Consider the following 16,232-nt stretch of genomic DNA (forward strand, 5'->3'; position numbering starts at 1 on the left):
GGAATTCAACATAAGCAGAGAGGAAGAAGACCTAAATGGATGGCATTTCGCCGACTGGCGAAATGCGAAAGGGAAGAAGCAATCGCCTTTGGGGCGATTGCTTTAAAAGAAAGATCCATGGAGAAAGAGAAGGAGGCTGGTTGGAACTCGAGCCAGGTTGGTTGGAATTGAAGCCGACTTGGTTGGAACTCAGCACCCATTCGTTGGAATTCACTCTCCGTTCGTTGAAATTCAAATTAAAGTGCTAGATTCCATCCACAAAAAGAAGCCGACCGCATCAGCGGACGGCTTCTCTCTTCCTATATATCGTTTGATGTGATGCACCTTGCGAAAGAAAATCCATCTTCTTCAGCAAATAATTCGCCGCATACTTATCCTTCAACCCCAAAAACTCCCGGCATTGCGCGTTCGTAATCTCCGGCGACACAAAGTCGAACCAGTCATCGAGCGCGCGCCGGTAGCCGTCTTCGACCGGCTGTTTGCAGGAGCGGCAGAGGAGGAGGCGTTCGCTCATTTTCTGGCAAACACTGCCGCATTTCCCACACAATACGCCTTTTTTAAGCTGGCTGGGGTCGTACTTATACGCTTCCTGAAAGTCCATCTTCGGGAAGGGCTGATGCTGATCAATGAGAAGCTGAGCGGTTCTTTCTGGGGAAGAGATCCGTCCGGTCCGGGGGAGGGTGGAGATGAACCGGTTGAGTGAGTAGCCGTAGACGACAGGGAATTCGCTCGGCATTCGGTCGACAAGGGTGGATGGGTAAGGCAGGACAATGGCACCGTAGACAGGGCAGGCGAGTCCGGCCTTCGAAAGGATCATGCGCAGTTCTTCACGTGCATTCCAGACTTGCGTGACGGGTGAGTTGTAGCCGTATTTATTGCCTTCGCGGGTGGTTTGTTCCAGGTGGTAGCTGTCTTCGTTGAATGACAGCGTGCCGGAGAAATTCTTCACTTCCAGAATCAGCACGAAATGATCCGTCACGACAATCGTGTCGATTTGGCAGAAGCGGTTCGCCAGCTGCAGGTCACCGATCAACGAGACGGGCGAAGAAGGCCGGCTCCTCAACAAAATGCTATCAACGTGCTCCTCGCCGCCGAAACCGGCACGGATCTTGTAATGGTCGTCGCGGATCGCCTCCATATGGGGAAGCCGGTGCATGAGGCGCGGCAGCTGGTGGAGAAGGGCCGGCGCACTCCGCGTTTTCATAAACATTCTCTCACTCCTTTCCATAAGAATTATATCAATTTCGACCTACGCATGGTAAAATATTTTATATATTCAGAATACTTTCTAGTCGGAAAGCGCCACCAAAAATCCTCTTGGAGGGGAGGCCGAACCATGTTCTGTTCCAATTGCGGAGCGAAAAACCGCGACAGCGCCAATTTCTGCAGGCGCTGCGGCGACCCCATGGACCGCTCCACCCGCAAATCCCGCCGGAAGAAAAAGCATCCGTTCCTATATGCACTCCTTGCACTCCTCCTGATCGGCACCGGCTTCGGCGCGGCCCAGCTCGCCGGCGACCGGACTGAAGAACCGGAGCCGGTCGCCCAAGTGGCCAATAACCCCATACCCGGCGACAAGACGGCCGTCATCAAAGAAGCGCAGGCGAAAGTGTTCACCGTTAAGACCGAAGACGCCTACGGATCAGGCTTCCTTTTCACCAATGGCGGCGATGTCGTCACTAGCGCGCACCTCGTCATGGGCGTGCAGGACGTCATGGTCCGTGACAGCAACGGCCTCGAGCAGCCGGGTAAGGTCATCGGCATCTCCAAGACGCATGACATTGCCCTGGTGAGAGTCGATGCACTCGCCGGCACCGAACCGCTCGGCATCGAGCTCACGCCGGCGCAGGTGGGGAGTGAAGTCATCGCGCTCGGCAGCCCGTCCGGTTTCGAGAACACTGCGGCCATCGGCTACCTGACCGGCATCGAACGCGACTTCGATCAGGAATACCTGTACGAGGACCTCTACCAGATCGACGTGCAGATGGCGCTCGGCTCGAGCGGCGGCCCGTTGATCGATGCGGCGAGCGGGAAAGTGATCGGCATCAACTCGCTCCTGCTGATCGAGAGCAACGGCATCGGCTTCGCCATTCCGATGTACACGATGCAAGACCTGCTCCTCCAATGGGCCACGACGCCAATGACCGACGCCGAAATCCAGGAAGTGTTCAACTCGGCCGAAGCGTTCGGCACAAACGGCACCGTCATCCAGCCGTCCGCCTAGACGAATAAACCCATCAAAAAACCCGCTGCAAATCGCAGCGGGTTCTGTGTTTTATTGGACGTCCATCAAGATATAAAGATCTGAACCGTCGTCCATTACCGACTTCACGTGGCCAAAGCCAGGCACCATGTAGTATTTATAGCCGCTCACAGGGAAATCCTTATGTTTCGGCACGTGTACTTCCACAGCATTCGTGAATGTCTTAAATGGTGTCTCCACTGTCACGTTCACGCCAGAAACGACGGAAGGTGGTGAGAACGGAGAGTCAATGTTGAATTTTGTGCCGACTTTGACCGGGTAAACAAGATCAAGGTAAGCTTCGGAAGCAGGATAAGCGGTGTAGAACTCCGTCCGGCTTTCAAACTCCATCGAATAATCCTCTTCGCCGTCTTCGTGGTTGTACGACCAGACAAAGCCAAGAGGCTCGCCATGCATTTCGGCATCATTCGTGTAAATATCGACGCCGTAAACTTCTTTGCCGTCGCCATAGCTGTATGCTTTCGTCTTATCTCTCAAGTAGCTGCCCGCCATATGCGTATCGTTCTGGAATTTCGGCTCCAGCCCGCGTGCAAGGAATGCCGAGAACTGGCCGCGCGTCGTAGCTGCAAGCGGCTTGAACGTGCCGTTCGCATAGCCCGTCGCGATGCTTGCGCCCGATACCTGGTAGATTGCATCGTGTGCTCTCATGTTTGTGGAAACGTCAGAGTACTCGCTTGCGCCGAAGAACGGCGCAACAAATACCCGTGAAAGAATGATCGCCATGTCGCCGCGCGTGATCGGCGCATATGGATCGAAGGTGCCGTCGCCATAGCCGCTGATAAAGCCGGCTTCTTTAGCCGCCGCGATATAACCGCTCGCCTTCATGCCTTTCGTAACATCCGAGAAGCCGCTCGCGCGCTGTGCGCCGTCAAAACCTTTCAATTTGCCGATCATGATCGCCGCTTCTGCACGCGTCACGATTTTATCCGGCTGGACCGAGCCGTCGGGATATCCCGAAACAACCCCTTTATCCATCAAGTATGTAACTTCCTCGTAAAAGCCGTGCGTTTTCGGCAAGTCCGCCGCAGCGCTCGCAGGCGATGCCAACAGGCTCATCGCGAGGACAGCCCCCGATAAAGCAGGTAATAATTTCATATCCATCTCCCTTTCAATTATGTAAATAAATTCCTTAACAAATTAATGGTAACACGGCTCTAGAGGCATATGCAAGCTTTTTGTAATCTTTTTGTAACATTAATGTAATAAAAGAAACGAAAGCCCCTGCAACCGAAGCTGCAGGGGCTTTATCATTATTTCACATTGATCAATTCGACTCCGACTTCGCCATCATCATGAACAAGCTTCACTTGGCCCATACCTGGAACCAAATAGAACTTATGGCCGCTATTCGGAATTTCAGAATACCCTTCCACAGTGACTTCCACCGCGTTCGTAAACGTTTTATAAGCCGTTTCAACCGTCACGTTCACGCCGGTGACCGACAACTTGTCGCCATAATCTTCTCCGGCATCAATGACCGTTCCGACCTTGTATGGGTAGACCAGGTCCAGCATTGTAAAGTTGAGCGGGGACCCGATTTCGTAACCGGAACGGGACTCTGTTTCATTGTAGAAGCCGTATTCCTCAGTGCTGTCGAGCCAAGCAAAGCCAAGATCTACATACGGAACAATATATCTTTCGTAGGAATGGTAGGAAACCGTTCCGTCCTCGTATTTGTACACATACGTTTTCGTCTTGTCGCGCATAAAGCCGTTTGCCAAGTGCGTGTCGTTCTTGAACTTCGGTTCCACGCCGCGCGCCAGGAAGGCCGAGAACTGACCGCGGGTCGTTTTCGCATACGGCTTGAACGTGCCATCCGAGTAGCCGGCTGCGATGTTCGCATCCGCCACGATGCTGACTGGGTAGTAAGCGCGCATGTTCGGGTTCACATCTTTGAATGAGTTCATCCCCATTTCAAGGGAAGGGAAGACGTTCGCCAAGATGATTGCCATATCCCCACGCGTAATCGGCGCATACGGCTTGAAGGTACCATCCGAATAGCCGTTGATAAATCCTTCATCTCTCGCGGCTGCAATATAGCCGCTCGACTTCATGCCTTTTGTGACATCCGAGAATCCGCTCGCACGCTGTGTGCCGTCTAACTCAAACAATTTGCCGATCATGATCGCCGCTTCTGCGCGCGTCACGATTTTATCCGGTTGGAACGTACCGTCCGGGTAGCCCGAAACAGCTCCCCATTCCATCAAATACGAAATTTCTTCATAAAAACCGTGGCTTTTCGGCAAGTCGCTCGCCGCAGAAGCCGGGGCTGCCAATAAACCCAGTGCCAGGACCGTGCCTGACAACGCTGTAACCCATTTCACAAAAAATCATTCCTTTTCTATTGTAAATAAATTCCTCTAAACAATTTACCACAAAAGGAAAAATATACAATAGTATTTGTAACATTCCTGTAACAAAAGAAAACCCCTGCAGCCAAACCTGCAGGGGGGTTACCGCCTTTATTCAACTCCAACCAGCACCATACCGACCGCGCCATTCTTATCAACCGTCTTCACGTTGCCGAAGCCCGGAACCATATAATACTTGAAGCTCTCCACTTCGAACTCTGCATTGTCCGGCACGGTTACCTCCACCGCATTTGTGAACGTCCGATACGGCGTCACGACGCGGACATTCACGCCGGTGATCTGGGCAGGGGGCTGGAAGAAACTATCCGTGTTGAATTTCGTCCCAACTTTCACTGGATAGACAAGGTCAGTGAAAAACTCCGAACGCGGATAGCCGATGCCGTAAACTTCATACGACTCGAGCTCCAGGTAATAATCCTGCTGGCCTTTTGCGTGGTCCACCGACCAGACAAAGCCGAGCGGTTCGTTCATATAAGTCGGCACGTTCACGTACGTATGCTTTTGCGTGATGTTGCCCGCATATTGGTACGTATAGGCTTTCGTCTTGTCGCGCAAATACGTGCCCGCCATATGCGTGTCATTCTTGAACTTCGGCTCGAGGCCGCGCGCGAGGAACGCCGAGAACTGGCCGCGCGTCGTTGAAGCCATCGGCCGGAACGTCCGGTCCTTGTAGCCCGCGGCAATATTCGCACCCAGCACCTGATAAATCGCATCGTGCGCTTTCATATTCGTCGACACGTCCCTAAATTGGCCGGGTCCGAAGATCGGCGTTGCGAATACCCGTGACAGGATGATTGCCATGTCGCCGCGCGTGATCGGCGCATACGGACGGAACGTGCCGTCCCCGTAGCCGCTGATGATGCGCGCTTCCTGGGCGGCCGCGATGAAGCCGCTCGCTTTCTGGCCCTTTGTCACATCCGTGAACTTCGTCGCACGCTGCGTGCCGTCGAAGCCTTTCAGCTTGCCGATCATGATCGCCGCTTCCGCACGTGTCACGATCCGGTCGGGCTGCACCGTGCCGTCAGGATAGCCGGACACCACCCCTTTGCCAAGCAGATACGTCATCTCTTCGTAAAACCCGTGGCTGGGCGGCAAGTCGGTCGCTGCAAGGGCGGGGGAGGCGAGAAGCGTGAGCGCCAGCAGCACGGCCGATAAAGCGGAGAACTTTTTCACAAGCATCATCCCTTCGCGGTTTATACCAAAAACTTATCATATCCGCGAAATTATACAATAGCCAAACGGAATAAAATCTGATAATTCTCGCAAATAAATGCGAATTCACCATTTATCCCATGTAAAACCCATAATTTCTAAAAAACTTCCAAAAAGGTCTAGTCGATAAATACTGTTTAGGGTATACTTGGTGTAACTTATTTCCCTCGAATTTCGGTTCAAACCATAAAAAACAAAAAGAGAGTAGGTCGAAACGACTATGATGGACTTCGAAGGCTATAAAAATCAGTTGGAAAAACGATATAACCGTGATATGCGCGAGATCCTCCACGACATCTACATCGCCCGCGACATGGGGCCGTCCGTCGGCGCGAAGCACCTCGGCATCCCGCGCCAGGTCTTCCTTTATTACCGGAACCTTTACAACTTGAAAGAACTCAAGCACAAATTGGCTGCCCAGAACGAAATAGGCGTCGAACAATAAAAAAATGGCCGCGGCATCTGCCGCGGCCATTCTCTTTTATAGTCCGGAAGCTTTGCTGAGCAAGGCTTTTTTCCGTTCTGCTTTGCGTGCTTCGTATTCAGAAACGAACGACTCCGCATGCGATTCCGCAAGACCGTTCGCTTTCAATTCGTTCTTCAATGAACCAATCACCGCGTAGAACACGGTATCCGTGCGGTTTTCAAGCTCCGTCGCTGCACTTACATACTTATTATAGAAGTAAGCGTAATTGATGCTTTCGCCAGCCGCTTTTTTCTGTGCGTATTCCGTCTGCGCCGCGCCGATCAAGCCGCCGATGCGCGAAGACGCTTGGCCTTCGATGTCCGCTAGTGTCGGTTCGTACTTCTGTTTGATCGAAGCCACCGTCACGCCGGCTTCAGCAGGCGCTTTGCCGCCCGTTGATCCAGAACCGGAAGATCCGTTGCCCGAAGAGCCGCTGCCCGATGAACCTGATCCAGCTGATCCGCCCGTAGCTGAACCGTTAGAGCCCGTTGTGCCGGACGCTTTGTCCGTGCTGCTTCCATTTGAAGAAGAGCCTGCCGTGCCGGAAGTCGTCGTTGCTGATCCGCTAGCTGTGCTGCCAGAAGAGGCAGCCGACTCGCTTGAACCTGAAGTTGAACCGGAACCGGAAGCTGAGCCTTCAGTTGTACCGGCCGCAGCCGATCCGTCAGCTGAAGCACCGTCTCCAGAAGCTGTCGTGCCTGAAGCCGCCTCACCGGATGCTTCACCATTCGCCGTATTGCCGTCCGCATCCTCGACGACTTTGCCGTCCTTATCAACGATGATCACCGAGCCGTCCGGCAATTCCACTTCGTATTCCTCTTCGATCACTTTATCCACATTCTCATCCGCCGTCTCATATTCCTTGAACTGGAATATATACACGAGGTAACCCGCGACGCTCAAGAAGACGATGCCCAAAACCAATATAATTTTCTTCCAGTGCTTTTTCATTCAATAAAACCCTCCCAAAATAAAATCTTCTTCTTACAATAGCACAAAAACTTCTACTTTTATACAGATAAATTTATTATTACTAATATTTTACAATATTTTCTATTGTCGTAACAATCGCTATCAGCTACAATAAATAAATGCGCTCTTTGTATTTTTAAAATATATCATGCAATTCTTTGGGGATATAAAGTAGCAATTTTAATATTATATTTCTATTTATAAAGAAGTCGAACCAGCGAAGGCGCGCAAACGGGCTAGGCAATAAAATGGCCCAAAAGCAGTTTGGGCCATTTTATTTGCGACGAAGCTAGCGCAGCGATGCAGGAGCAGAAGGTTTTCGCTAAGAGACGAGTGATCTTCTCGGCTAATTGTGGGAGCCATGCCCAAAGCGCCAAAGCGGCTTCACAGATTCCGTTCCCGCATGCACAATCGCCGGGAGTATTATATAATTCACTTAACTGTTCCAACCCATTGGCACTTCCGGACGGAAGGCCATTCCCAATAAATCCAAGCAAAATCCCGATTATACGGAGGAGACCCCGATGATTGACACACACGCACATATCCTGCCAGGCCTCGACGACGGCGCCCAGACAATGGCTGAAACCATCGCATTGCTCGAAAAAGCGGTAAGCGAACAGATCACCGACATCATCGCCACACCGCATGGCTACCACCCAAACTTCAAAACCGACCTGGCGCTCATGCAGCAGCAACTGAAAACGGTCCAGGACTACATCACCGAACAAGGAATGCCGCTCAACATCCACGCCGGCATGGAATGCCGCCTGTCCGAGAACTTGCCCGAACGTTTGGCAAAAGGGGAGGCCCTCACCTTAGCCGGCTCGCGCTACGTCCTGTTAGAACTGCCATCATCCGGCATCCCGGCCTATACCGTGCCAATCATCCAACAATTGATCAGCGCCAACTACGTGCCGATCATCGCGCACGCCGAACGCAATCAGGGCATCATCGAAAAACCGGAGCGCCTCCGCAAGCTTCTCCTGCACGGCGCGCTTGCCCAAGTCACCGCAGGTTCTGTCGCCGGCAGCTTCGGCAAAGCCATCCAGAAAACCGCCATGACGCTCATCGAAGCCAACCTGATCCACGTCTACGGTTCCGACGTCCACAACATGGAAGTCCGCCCGTTCAAGTTTAACGACGGCCTCGACTATCTCGAAAAAAAGAACAGACACGAAATCGTCGACCTGCTCCTCGAAAACAACGAGCGCATCATCCAGAACCGCCACCTCATCGTCCTGGAACCTCAGGACATCCCAAAACCGAAATGGTGGAACGTCTTCGCTTAAGAATGGAATAAAACCTACAAGGCCATCCAATCTCACATTGGATGGCTTTGTTTTGTGTGGATAGCAGGAGAGTGTCAAAAGAAATTCTTAGGAGTATCGATTAAACTTCTGATAATGTCGATTAAATTTTCCGAAGCATTCATGGCGCATCACTAAGAACATCGATAAAAATCTCTAAAACGTAGATAGAAACCCCGAAAACACCGATAGAAACCGCCGAAACGTCGATAGAAACGCCTACAACCGCCGATAGAAACCCCAACAAACAAAGATAGAACCCTCCCAAATGCCAAAAGCAATAATGCCCTTTGGTATTTCGCCAAGGCGAAATGCGCTGTTGCACTTAAGGAGCCTTCCGCCGTGCGGAAGGCTCTTCATATCAACGCCCTTGAACTTAACGTCTTGGGGCGGAACTAAAAATATTTGCTCTTGAAAGCCCAATCGTATATGTAATATCCTGGATAGTTCATGTTAAAATACAAACAGCTCGTATGGTGCGATCACCTATAAAAGAGCCTATACACAAATAAAACTTACGGGGGCCCACCAGTGTTCACAATCGATCAATATATCGGCACCATCCAATCCAATCTGCAAAAACATTCAAATGAACTAACAAGCAACCTGAAAAGAGTCGTTGCCTACAAATTCTCACCAGCTATCGATCTGCTCGATTTCACCGCATCTATCGAACCGACAAATTTCGAACTATCCATCCGTATGTTCTCGATGGACCAGAACGCCAACGAAGTCTTCCATGAAGAGAACAACCCGAAACTATTCGCTGGAAGCGAAGAAGTGCTCCCAGAAATTCTGTATCAAGAATTAGATAATAGCCAGAGAGAAGCTTTCTTCGACTTCTATGAAGAACATGAAATGGAGATCCTTGAACAAGAGCAGAAAACATTCGCCAATTGGTTCAGCTCTTGCTGGAAAGAAGCAGGGGGAGACCATTTGGAACTGCCAGCTTACTTGGTGTTGCCAGAAGAATCGAATTCCTATGATCTGAAAAAGAGCGAATGGGTCGACGAAGAAGAAAAATGGACTTGAATCATTCCATATTAGCTTTGAGTTTTATGCTCAATCAATTCGAAAGAGACTTCCAATGTTGGAAGTCTCTTTTGGTTTTTCGTTCTGTCATTGCGACTCGGATAAAACTTATGCAACAAAGGGGGGAGATGAATGTCAAGCTTACTTAAAGTAGCCCTTCCTATTTTAAGAGACTTTCGTTTATACGCACAAAAAAACCGCCCTTCAGGGCGGCTATAAAGACCATTATTCCAATTCACTAACAAGCGCCTCAACCTCAGCCAAGTGCTCATCAATGTTCTCAGGCGTCACATACACCCCGAAATCCTCCGGCACATCCGCCGACTCGCCTTGTTCCACGCGCGCCGCAATCAGATCGCCGACCTCCGGGTAAAAGTGATGCCCGTCAAAATAATTCGTTATATCATTCGTCACGGTGTTGGGGTACATGAAGTTCCACACACCGCCGTACACATCCACCAAATCGCGGAGCCACGTCTCGTACTCGTCATACAGCCCAGTCGAATCCAGCGACTTGAACAGCTCGCTTGAAATCGGCGTCGTGTACACGACTTTCTCCGCTTCAGGATGCGTATCCCGCACTTTCGTCATGACTTCCTTGTACTTCGGAAAATACGTATAGCGCTCGCCGTAGAACGTCGACTCGAACTTACGGATCTTGCTCTCCGTCAGCTTCAGCGTCTCTTCTTCGTTATAACGCTTCGCAAATGCATTGCCTTCGCGGTTATACAACCGGTCTGCCGTAATCTCGTCTTCGCGCGACAGCTCGAAGTTCTCATACGACGTCTTCAGCACATCAAACGACAACAGGTTCTTGCTGCGGTAGAACGGCTCCGTCACGCGCGCCACGTGGTTCAAAATCGAACGCGGCGCTTCGGCTTCCTGCGTGCTCGACTTGAAGAAGTCGACACCCAGCACCACACGCTCGTAATCCGGATTCTCCTCAAACGCAAAACTCAGCATCGTCTGATACTCGCGCATCGACAAATTCGCAACCGAGTAATTATAGACGTTCCAGTCCGAAAACGCATCCGTATGGATATACGTGCTCCGGCTCGAGCCGATCAAGAGCGTATCTGCATCCTTCGGCACATAGATCTGGTTCGCCGTCTTCTGCTCACGCTCATCGGTCACGACTTGGACGTCGTTGAACTCGTGCGCGTGGCTGTAATGCCATAGCGGGTCGATCCAGTAATTGAATCCGGCCACCGCCGCCGTCAACGTGGCGAAAATCGCCATGACGGTAAGGGAATATGATTTATCGCTCATGGGATCTCCTCCTAGAAGTTGAAGTACAGGAACTCGCTCACTTGCTGCAGCTGCATGACGCTATAGAACAACAGCGCTGCCGCAAACACAGCCATGGCTAAATTCCGTTTCGTTTCGTACATGATCTCGGTCGAGTTTTTCGCGAACCAGGCGATCAATAGACCGATGACCAGTGTCACCAAAAGCTCCACCGAATGCGCCTGGAACGGGAAGCTCGTGAACCAGCTCTTGTCCAGCTCCGTGAACACACGTGCCAATCCGCCAGGGAGCCCGATGCCGTTGAACCCGAGCATCGCCTTCAATACCGCAATCGCGTCGCCGAAGCTCAACGCGCGGAAGAACACCCACGCGAAGTGGACAAACAAGAACGTTACAATCCAAGCCAAAATCGAATTCATCTTAAATCCGGCCAGTTTCCAGTAGCGGCAGATGATGCTCGCCAGCCCGTGCATGACGCCCCAGATCAGGAACGTCCACCCGGCGCCGTGCCAGATGCCCGACACCAGGAAGATGATGAAGATGTTGACGTAAGTCCGCACTTTCCCTTTGCGGTTCCCGCCGAGCGGGATGTAAATATACGTCGTCAAAAAATGCGACAGTGTGATATGCCAGCGGCGCCAGAAATCCTGGATGTCGCGCGCTTTATATGGCGAGTTGAAGTTCAAAGGCAGTCGGATGTTGAACAGCAAAGCCAACCCGATCGCCATATCCGAATACCCGCTGAAATCGAAGTACAGCTGCAGTGTATACGACAGCGTCGTAATCCAACTGTCGACGAACGACAGCGAACCGACATCGTTATAGCCGGCGTTCGCCCATTCCGCGAACGTATCGGCAATCGCCACTTTCTTGAACAAGCCGATCGCGAAGATCAAAAGCCCTTGTGAAATATGCTCGTAATTGATGCGGTACGACCGTTTGTCGCTGAACTGTTCCATCACCTGGCCGTGGTGGACGATCGGCCCCGCAATCAATTGCGGGAAGAACGATACGAACAGCCCGTAGTTCAAGAAATTGTATTCCTTCGTCTCCAAGCGGTACGAGTCGACCAAATAGGCAATCTGCTGGAACGTATAGAACGAAATTGCTAATGGCAACAAAATATCCTTCAGCACAAACTCTGAGCCGAACACTACGTTTATGTTCTCGACAAAGAAATCATAGTACTTGTAATAGCCGAGCAGCGCGACGTTGAAGACGATCCCGACAGTGAGGATTGCTTTTCGGAACGATTTCGCCCGGTCCTTGCCGAGGAACATGCCAATCGTGTAGTTGATGACCATCGACATAAGGATCAGCGGCAGGTAGGCCGGATTCCAGTAGCCGTAGAAAAACAGCGAAGCGACCAAAAGCCATGTCTTAGCAAATGGGATATGTATGCGGCCGAGCAGGTAATACAAAATCCAGACAATCGGCAGGAACAGGAAGATGAATTCAAACGAGTTAAATATCATGGTGGAACCCCTTTAAAAGATGGAATGTGGAACCAGAGCGGTCACTCAGCGCATTTCGCTGAGGCCGATGATCGATACGCCAAGCATGATGAAGCAGACGCCGGCGATTTTCCACACCGTGATCGTTTCACCGAAAATGAAGAATGCGCCGACGACCGCGATGACGTACGCGCTCGACTGGAGCGGATACGCGACGCTGAGCGGCACTTTGGTCAGGATGAACAGCCAAAGGATGGTGGCGAGTCCGTACATCGACAGCCCCGTCAGGATATACGGCGAGAAGAACATCTTCACGACCGACAGGACAGATGAGAACGCGTCCGACTGTTTTTCCATGCCGACTTTCCAAAGAAACTGGCCGGCGACCAGGATAAGTGTATTTGCGAATACCAATAAAAGATGCGTAACATTCATGAGTTAATTTTCCTCTTTCCGGTAATTCTTAAGTTCGCGCTGCAAGAACGCGACTTCCTGCACCAGGATGCGTGTGCGGCGCTCCTGCTTCGACAATAGCGCGGTGTGGTAGATAAGTAGGCTCAGTACCACCAAAAAGGCCAGCAGGAAAATGAGCGACGGCATATAGGCGATGCCGATCAGATGCGACAGCCGGTTCAAGTACGGCAAGGCGATTGCCATGACAACGCCGATCCCGGAGAACAGGAGCCACATGAACGCGTACTGGTCCGTAAGTTTATTTTTAGCCGTCATCGCGACGACCACCCCAAGGAAAAACAGCGCGGCGGCGAGGACGATGAAGTGTATAATATCCATGCTTACAAAAAGCCCCTTCCTATATATATGAACGAATCAGCGAAAAGAAAGTTACTTTCGCCATGTAGTAGATCGATTTCACCGGCGTGATCGACGACGCACCGCCTTGGCGGGCGTTCATTTCGACTTTCGTCTCTTCGACTGTGAATCGTTTGCGCGCGAGCTTGACGATCACTTCGACTTCCGGGTAATCAACCGGATAGTCATTTGCGAACCACTCGATGACGCGGCGGTTGACGATGCGGTAGCCGGACGTCGGGTCCGTGATGTGGACACGCGAAATCATCCGCAGCAGGTAATTGAAATACAGGATGCCCGTACGGCGCGTCAAACTGCCTTTGTAATTCGATTTTTCTAGGAAACGCGAGCCGATCAGCATGTCGACATTGCGCCGCTTCATCTCGGACACCAAATGATGCAGGTCTTCCGGGTCGTGCTGGCCGTCGGCGTCAAGCTGGATCGCGTAGTCATAGCCGTGCTGCGCTGCGTAGCGGTAGCCCGTCTGCACTGCGCCGCCAATCCCCAGGTTCACGGGAAGCGTCACGTGCGAAAAATTATGCTGTTCCAGGATCTCTTTTGTCCGGTCGGTGGAGCCGTCATTCACTACGACATAATCGTATTCGGCGAACTGCTCCAATTGCTTGACGGTGTCAACGATCGCCTGCTCCTCGTTATACGCCGGAACGATGATCAATATATTAGAAGTCATTACAGAAAAGCCCCTTTACCATAGTACGTACATTATAGAACGCTTGGGCATGGAAGTCATGCCAATATATCATTATAAGCTATTTTCCCGGCGTATGCGATAGACCGGCAGTTCAGAAAAATGCGCATTTTAATAAAAAACTGTGCTTCGTGAAGCGGTTTGCTTCAAGTGATATCGCCTGTAGCGAAAGAGGCAGGAGGGTGTAATGATTATTTAAAGATAGCGTGCAGCTAGAACTGTCTTTCAAATGAAGGGATAAAAACAGGAAATAGGACGGGGAAGGCGGTGCTAAATCGACTCAGCCTCACGGCCGAGTAAAACGAAAACCAGCAGATATAAATAAAAGATTGCAGAGAACCTTTCAGCGCCGGCGCGCCAAGGGCGAGGCGAAGCAAAGCAAGAAGACAGGCGGTCTATGCCTGGCTTCTTGCGAAAGCCCCGCCCAAAGAGCCGAAGCGGCCAATTAACCCTACATTAATTCAATGAAAAGAACTAACTTAAATAAATAATAAATTATTGATGACTTCAATAACTATACATATTCTTTAGTAGACTTAACTAGTCATAAAATCCTGTTCTAATAGTATAATCCTGTTTTTTTGCCAATTCAGGAATAACTATCTATACTTTTTTCCAAATTAAACCTCATTATCCAAAGAACTTCATGTTATACTGAGATAAACATTTAAGCCCAAAAGGAGTTTTCACGACACATGGAAGAGACCATCTCGCTACAGGAATTGTTCACCACGCTGAAAAAACGGCTCGGCCTGATTGCCATTTTGACCGTTCTCGCTGTCATCATTGCCGGTGTCATCAGCTACACCCTCTTGACTCCGATCTACGAAACATCGACGCAGATCCTCGTCAACCAGGAGAAAGTGGAAGCGTCGCAAGTGATCAACCAGAACATCCAAGCCGACCTTCAATTGATCAATACATATTCCGTCATCATTAAAAGCCCGGCCATCCTAGATCAGGTCGCTCAACAGCTTGACCTCGACTTGACTGCGGACCAATTGAACCAGAAAATTACCGTCTCGAACGCTGAGAACTCACAAGTCGTCAACGTTGCTGTTCAGGACGAAGATCCGGCAGTAGCGGTCGATATCGCGAACACTACGGCGAACGTCTTCCAGACTGAAATCACTGAACTGATGAACGTCGACAACGTCTCGATCCTGTCGCCGGCCGTGTTGAAAGACAACCCGGTACCGGTCGCACCGAACCCGATGCTGAATATGGCGATTGCCGCCGTTGTCGGTTTGATGCTTGGCGTTGGCATCGCGTTCCTGCTTGAATATCTTGACACTTCTATTAAGAACGACCAAGACATCGAAGACGTCCTCGGCGTACCGGTCCTTGGCGTCATCTCGCCGATCCAGGAAGAGACGAACATCCAGAAAGCAGCAAGCAACACCACACCTAGAAGAAGGGGAGCGTAGTCGATGGCACGAAAGAAAAAAGTACTCCAGGAAACCGCCCGCAAAGTGGTTACATATACCAACCCGCGTTCGTACGTTGCGGAACAATTCCGTACGCTGCGCACGAACATCAACTTCTCGTCCGCTGACGGCGACATCCGTTCGCTCGTCGTGACGTCCGCTGCCCCTTCTGAAGGGAAGTCGACTGCGTCTGCGAACCTCGCAGTCGTATTCGCCCAGGAAGGCAAGCGCGTCCTGCTCGTTGACGGCGGCATGCGCAAACCGACGACGCATTACACATTCCACATGGGGAACTCCCAAGGATTGTCGAGCGTCCTGACGCGCCAGACGTCGATTGAAGACGCCATCCGTCCGACAGTTGTCGAAAACCTCGACTTACTCACATGCGGCCCGATCCCGCCGAACCCGGCAGAGCTGCTCGCATCAAAATCGATGGACGCGCTCATCGGCGAACTAAAAGACCGCTACGATTTAGTCATCTTCGACGCACCGCCTGTTCTATCGGTTACCGACGGACAGATCCTCGCGAATAAATGTGAAGGCACCATCCTGGTGGTCAATTCCGGCACAACTGAAAAAGAGATGGCACTTAAGGCGAAGGAAGCGATTACATCGTCGAACAGCCGCCTGATCGGAGCTGTCTTGAACAACTTCATCCTGCCAAAAGATAATTACTACTACCAATACTATGGAGCCGAAAAGTAAAAGGGGCCTTCCCTTTTTGCTTTTCTTTTTTTGCCGATTTGCGAAAACGAGGACTTTTTACATACCATCTATTGAATTCATTAATGTTATACAAAAATACTAGGTCTTATTCATGGTTTTCGTGATGATTGCCTGCACACTAAGTCCTTCACTATCTAAAACCTACATAAAAAGTATTTTTTTGCCGAAAAAAGTCTATCTTTGCCATATATTAGTATGTTAAAATAGGTGTATTAGTCAATTGTCCTATGA

At 50.8% G+C, this 16,232-nt stretch carries 16 protein-coding genes; 6 read left to right on the forward strand and 10 right to left on the reverse strand.

The window, feature by feature from the left end; all coding sequences use genetic code 11:
• Positions 1 to 277: 277 nt before the first annotated feature.
• Positions 278 to 1,210 (reverse strand): nuclease-related domain-containing protein, encoded by a 933-nt coding sequence (locus ACTL32_RS00970; protein WP_441339720.1) that lies wholly within the window; start codon positions 1,208 to 1,210, stop codon positions 278 to 280.
• Between the two features lie 126 nt (positions 1,211 to 1,336).
• On the opposite strand from ACTL32_RS00970, the gene ACTL32_RS00975 reads away from it, so the two are divergent.
• Positions 1,337 to 2,224 (forward strand): trypsin-like peptidase domain-containing protein, encoded by an 888-nt coding sequence (locus tag ACTL32_RS00975; RefSeq protein ID WP_441339721.1) that lies wholly within the window; start codon positions 1,337 to 1,339, stop codon positions 2,222 to 2,224.
• A gap of 51 nt (positions 2,225 to 2,275) precedes the next feature.
• Here the strand turns inward: ACTL32_RS00975 and ACTL32_RS00980 are convergent, their stop codons facing one another.
• The 3 genes from ACTL32_RS00980 to ACTL32_RS00990 form a co-directional block, all read right to left on the reverse strand.
• Positions 2,276 to 3,358, reverse strand: coding sequence for an S-layer homology domain-containing protein (locus ACTL32_RS00980; protein ID WP_441339722.1), 1,083 nt, complete (start codon positions 3,356 to 3,358; stop codon positions 2,276 to 2,278).
• Between the two features lie 155 nt (positions 3,359 to 3,513).
• On the reverse strand, positions 3,514 to 4,587 hold the full coding sequence (locus ACTL32_RS00985) for an S-layer homology domain-containing protein (protein WP_441339723.1): 1,074 nt from the start codon (positions 4,585 to 4,587) through the stop codon (positions 3,514 to 3,516).
• A gap of 138 nt (positions 4,588 to 4,725) precedes the next feature.
• The gene (locus ACTL32_RS00990) at positions 4,726 to 5,808 is read right to left on the reverse strand and encodes an S-layer homology domain-containing protein (protein WP_441339724.1); all 1,083 of its coding nucleotides are present in this window, start codon (positions 5,806 to 5,808) and stop codon (positions 4,726 to 4,728) included.
• A 259-nt stretch (positions 5,809 to 6,067) separates the two neighbouring features.
• Here ACTL32_RS00990 and ACTL32_RS00995 point away from each other — a divergent pair, with 259 nt between their 5' ends.
• The gene (locus ACTL32_RS00995) at positions 6,068 to 6,292 is read left to right on the forward strand and encodes a hypothetical protein (RefSeq protein WP_441339725.1); all 225 of its coding nucleotides are present in this window, start codon (positions 6,068 to 6,070) and stop codon (positions 6,290 to 6,292) included.
• Between the two features lie 36 nt (positions 6,293 to 6,328).
• On the opposite strand, the gene ACTL32_RS01000 is transcribed toward ACTL32_RS00995, so the two are convergent.
• On the reverse strand, positions 6,329 to 7,264 hold the full coding sequence (locus tag ACTL32_RS01000) for a hypothetical protein (RefSeq protein ID WP_441339726.1): 936 nt from the start codon (positions 7,262 to 7,264) through the stop codon (positions 6,329 to 6,331).
• Positions 7,265 to 7,809: 545 nt separating this feature from the next.
• On the opposite strand from ACTL32_RS01000, the gene ACTL32_RS01005 reads away from it, so the two are divergent.
• Together ACTL32_RS01005 and ACTL32_RS01010 are read left to right on the forward strand one after the other, a co-directional pair.
• Positions 7,810 to 8,577 carry a tyrosine-protein phosphatase gene (locus tag ACTL32_RS01005; protein ID WP_441339727.1) on the forward strand — a complete coding sequence of 256 codons (768 nt, stop codon included), beginning with the start codon at positions 7,810 to 7,812 and terminating at the stop codon, positions 8,575 to 8,577.
• Positions 8,578 to 9,126: 549 nt separating this feature from the next.
• Positions 9,127 to 9,627, forward strand: a complete 501-nt coding sequence (locus ACTL32_RS01010) for a hypothetical protein (protein WP_441339728.1) — start codon at positions 9,127 to 9,129, stop codon at positions 9,625 to 9,627.
• 225 nt (positions 9,628 to 9,852) lie between these two features.
• Here the strand turns inward: ACTL32_RS01010 and ACTL32_RS01015 are convergent, their stop codons facing one another.
• From ACTL32_RS01015 to ACTL32_RS01035, 5 genes are read right to left on the reverse strand one after another with little or no spacing between them, the layout of a single operon-like run.
• Complete coding sequence (locus tag ACTL32_RS01015) at positions 9,853 to 10,896, reverse strand: hypothetical protein (protein ID WP_441339729.1); 1,044 nt, start codon at positions 10,894 to 10,896, stop codon at positions 9,853 to 9,855.
• Between the two features lie 11 nt (positions 10,897 to 10,907).
• The gene (locus ACTL32_RS01020; RefSeq protein WP_441339730.1) at positions 10,908 to 12,350 is read right to left on the reverse strand and encodes an MBOAT family O-acyltransferase; all 1,443 of its coding nucleotides are present in this window, start codon (positions 12,348 to 12,350) and stop codon (positions 10,908 to 10,910) included.
• Between the two features lie 45 nt (positions 12,351 to 12,395).
• Positions 12,396 to 12,764, reverse strand: coding sequence for a hypothetical protein (locus tag ACTL32_RS01025; protein WP_441339731.1), 369 nt, complete (start codon positions 12,762 to 12,764; stop codon positions 12,396 to 12,398).
• Between the two features lie 3 nt (positions 12,765 to 12,767).
• Positions 12,768 to 13,121 (reverse strand): DUF2304 domain-containing protein, encoded by a 354-nt coding sequence (locus ACTL32_RS01030; RefSeq protein WP_204890984.1) that lies wholly within the window; start codon positions 13,119 to 13,121, stop codon positions 12,768 to 12,770.
• 19 nt (positions 13,122 to 13,140) lie between these two features.
• A complete protein-coding gene (locus ACTL32_RS01035) occupies positions 13,141 to 13,830 on the reverse strand; it encodes a glycosyltransferase family 2 protein (protein ID WP_204890983.1) in 690 nt (229 codons plus the stop codon).
• A 713-nt stretch (positions 13,831 to 14,543) separates the two neighbouring features.
• On the opposite strand from ACTL32_RS01035, the gene ACTL32_RS01040 reads away from it, so the two are divergent.
• Entirely contained in the window at positions 14,544 to 15,275 is a 732-nt protein-coding gene (locus ACTL32_RS01040; protein ID WP_441339732.1) for a YveK family protein, read from the forward strand.
• A 3-nt stretch (positions 15,276 to 15,278) separates the two neighbouring features.
• The gene (locus ACTL32_RS01045) at positions 15,279 to 15,980 is read left to right on the forward strand and encodes a CpsD/CapB family tyrosine-protein kinase (protein ID WP_441339733.1); all 702 of its coding nucleotides are present in this window, start codon (positions 15,279 to 15,281) and stop codon (positions 15,978 to 15,980) included.
• The last annotated feature ends 252 nt before the right edge of the window (positions 15,981 to 16,232 follow it).

The organism is Planococcus sp. FY231025 (genome assembly GCF_052078085.1).
Lineage (GTDB): Bacteria > Bacillota > Bacilli > Bacillales_A > Planococcaceae > Planococcus.

Coding starts and splice junctions, on each gene's coding strand:
- ACTL32_RS00970 (WP_441339720.1), bottom strand. CDS start 1,210: ATGTTTATGAAAACGCGGAGTGCGCCGGCCCTTCTCCACCAGCTGCCG.
- ACTL32_RS00975 (WP_441339721.1), top strand. CDS start 1,337: ATGTTCTGTTCCAATTGCGGAGCGAAAAACCGCGACAGCGCCAATTTC.
- ACTL32_RS00980 (WP_441339722.1), bottom strand. CDS start 3,358: ATGAAATTATTACCTGCTTTATCGGGGGCTGTCCTCGCGATGAGCCTG.
- ACTL32_RS00995 (WP_441339725.1), top strand. CDS start 6,068: ATGATGGACTTCGAAGGCTATAAAAATCAGTTGGAAAAACGATATAAC.
- ACTL32_RS01000 (WP_441339726.1), bottom strand. CDS start 7,264: ATGAAAAAGCACTGGAAGAAAATTATATTGGTTTTGGGCATCGTCTTC.
- ACTL32_RS01005 (WP_441339727.1), top strand. CDS start 7,810: ATGATTGACACACACGCACATATCCTGCCAGGCCTCGACGACGGCGCC.
- ACTL32_RS01015 (WP_441339729.1), bottom strand. CDS start 10,896: ATGAGCGATAAATCATATTCCCTTACCGTCATGGCGATTTTCGCCACG.
- ACTL32_RS01020 (WP_441339730.1), bottom strand. CDS start 12,350: ATGATATTTAACTCGTTTGAATTCATCTTCCTGTTCCTGCCGATTGTC.
- ACTL32_RS01025 (WP_441339731.1), bottom strand. CDS start 12,764: ATGAATGTTACGCATCTTTTATTGGTATTCGCAAATACACTTATCCTG.
- ACTL32_RS01030 (WP_204890984.1), bottom strand. CDS start 13,121: ATGGATATTATACACTTCATCGTCCTCGCCGCCGCGCTGTTTTTCCTT.
- ACTL32_RS01035 (WP_204890983.1), bottom strand. CDS start 13,830: ATGACTTCTAATATATTGATCATCGTTCCGGCGTATAACGAGGAGCAG.
- ACTL32_RS01040 (WP_441339732.1), top strand. CDS start 14,544: ATGGAAGAGACCATCTCGCTACAGGAATTGTTCACCACGCTGAAAAAA.
- ACTL32_RS01045 (WP_441339733.1), top strand. CDS start 15,279: ATGGCACGAAAGAAAAAAGTACTCCAGGAAACCGCCCGCAAAGTGGTT.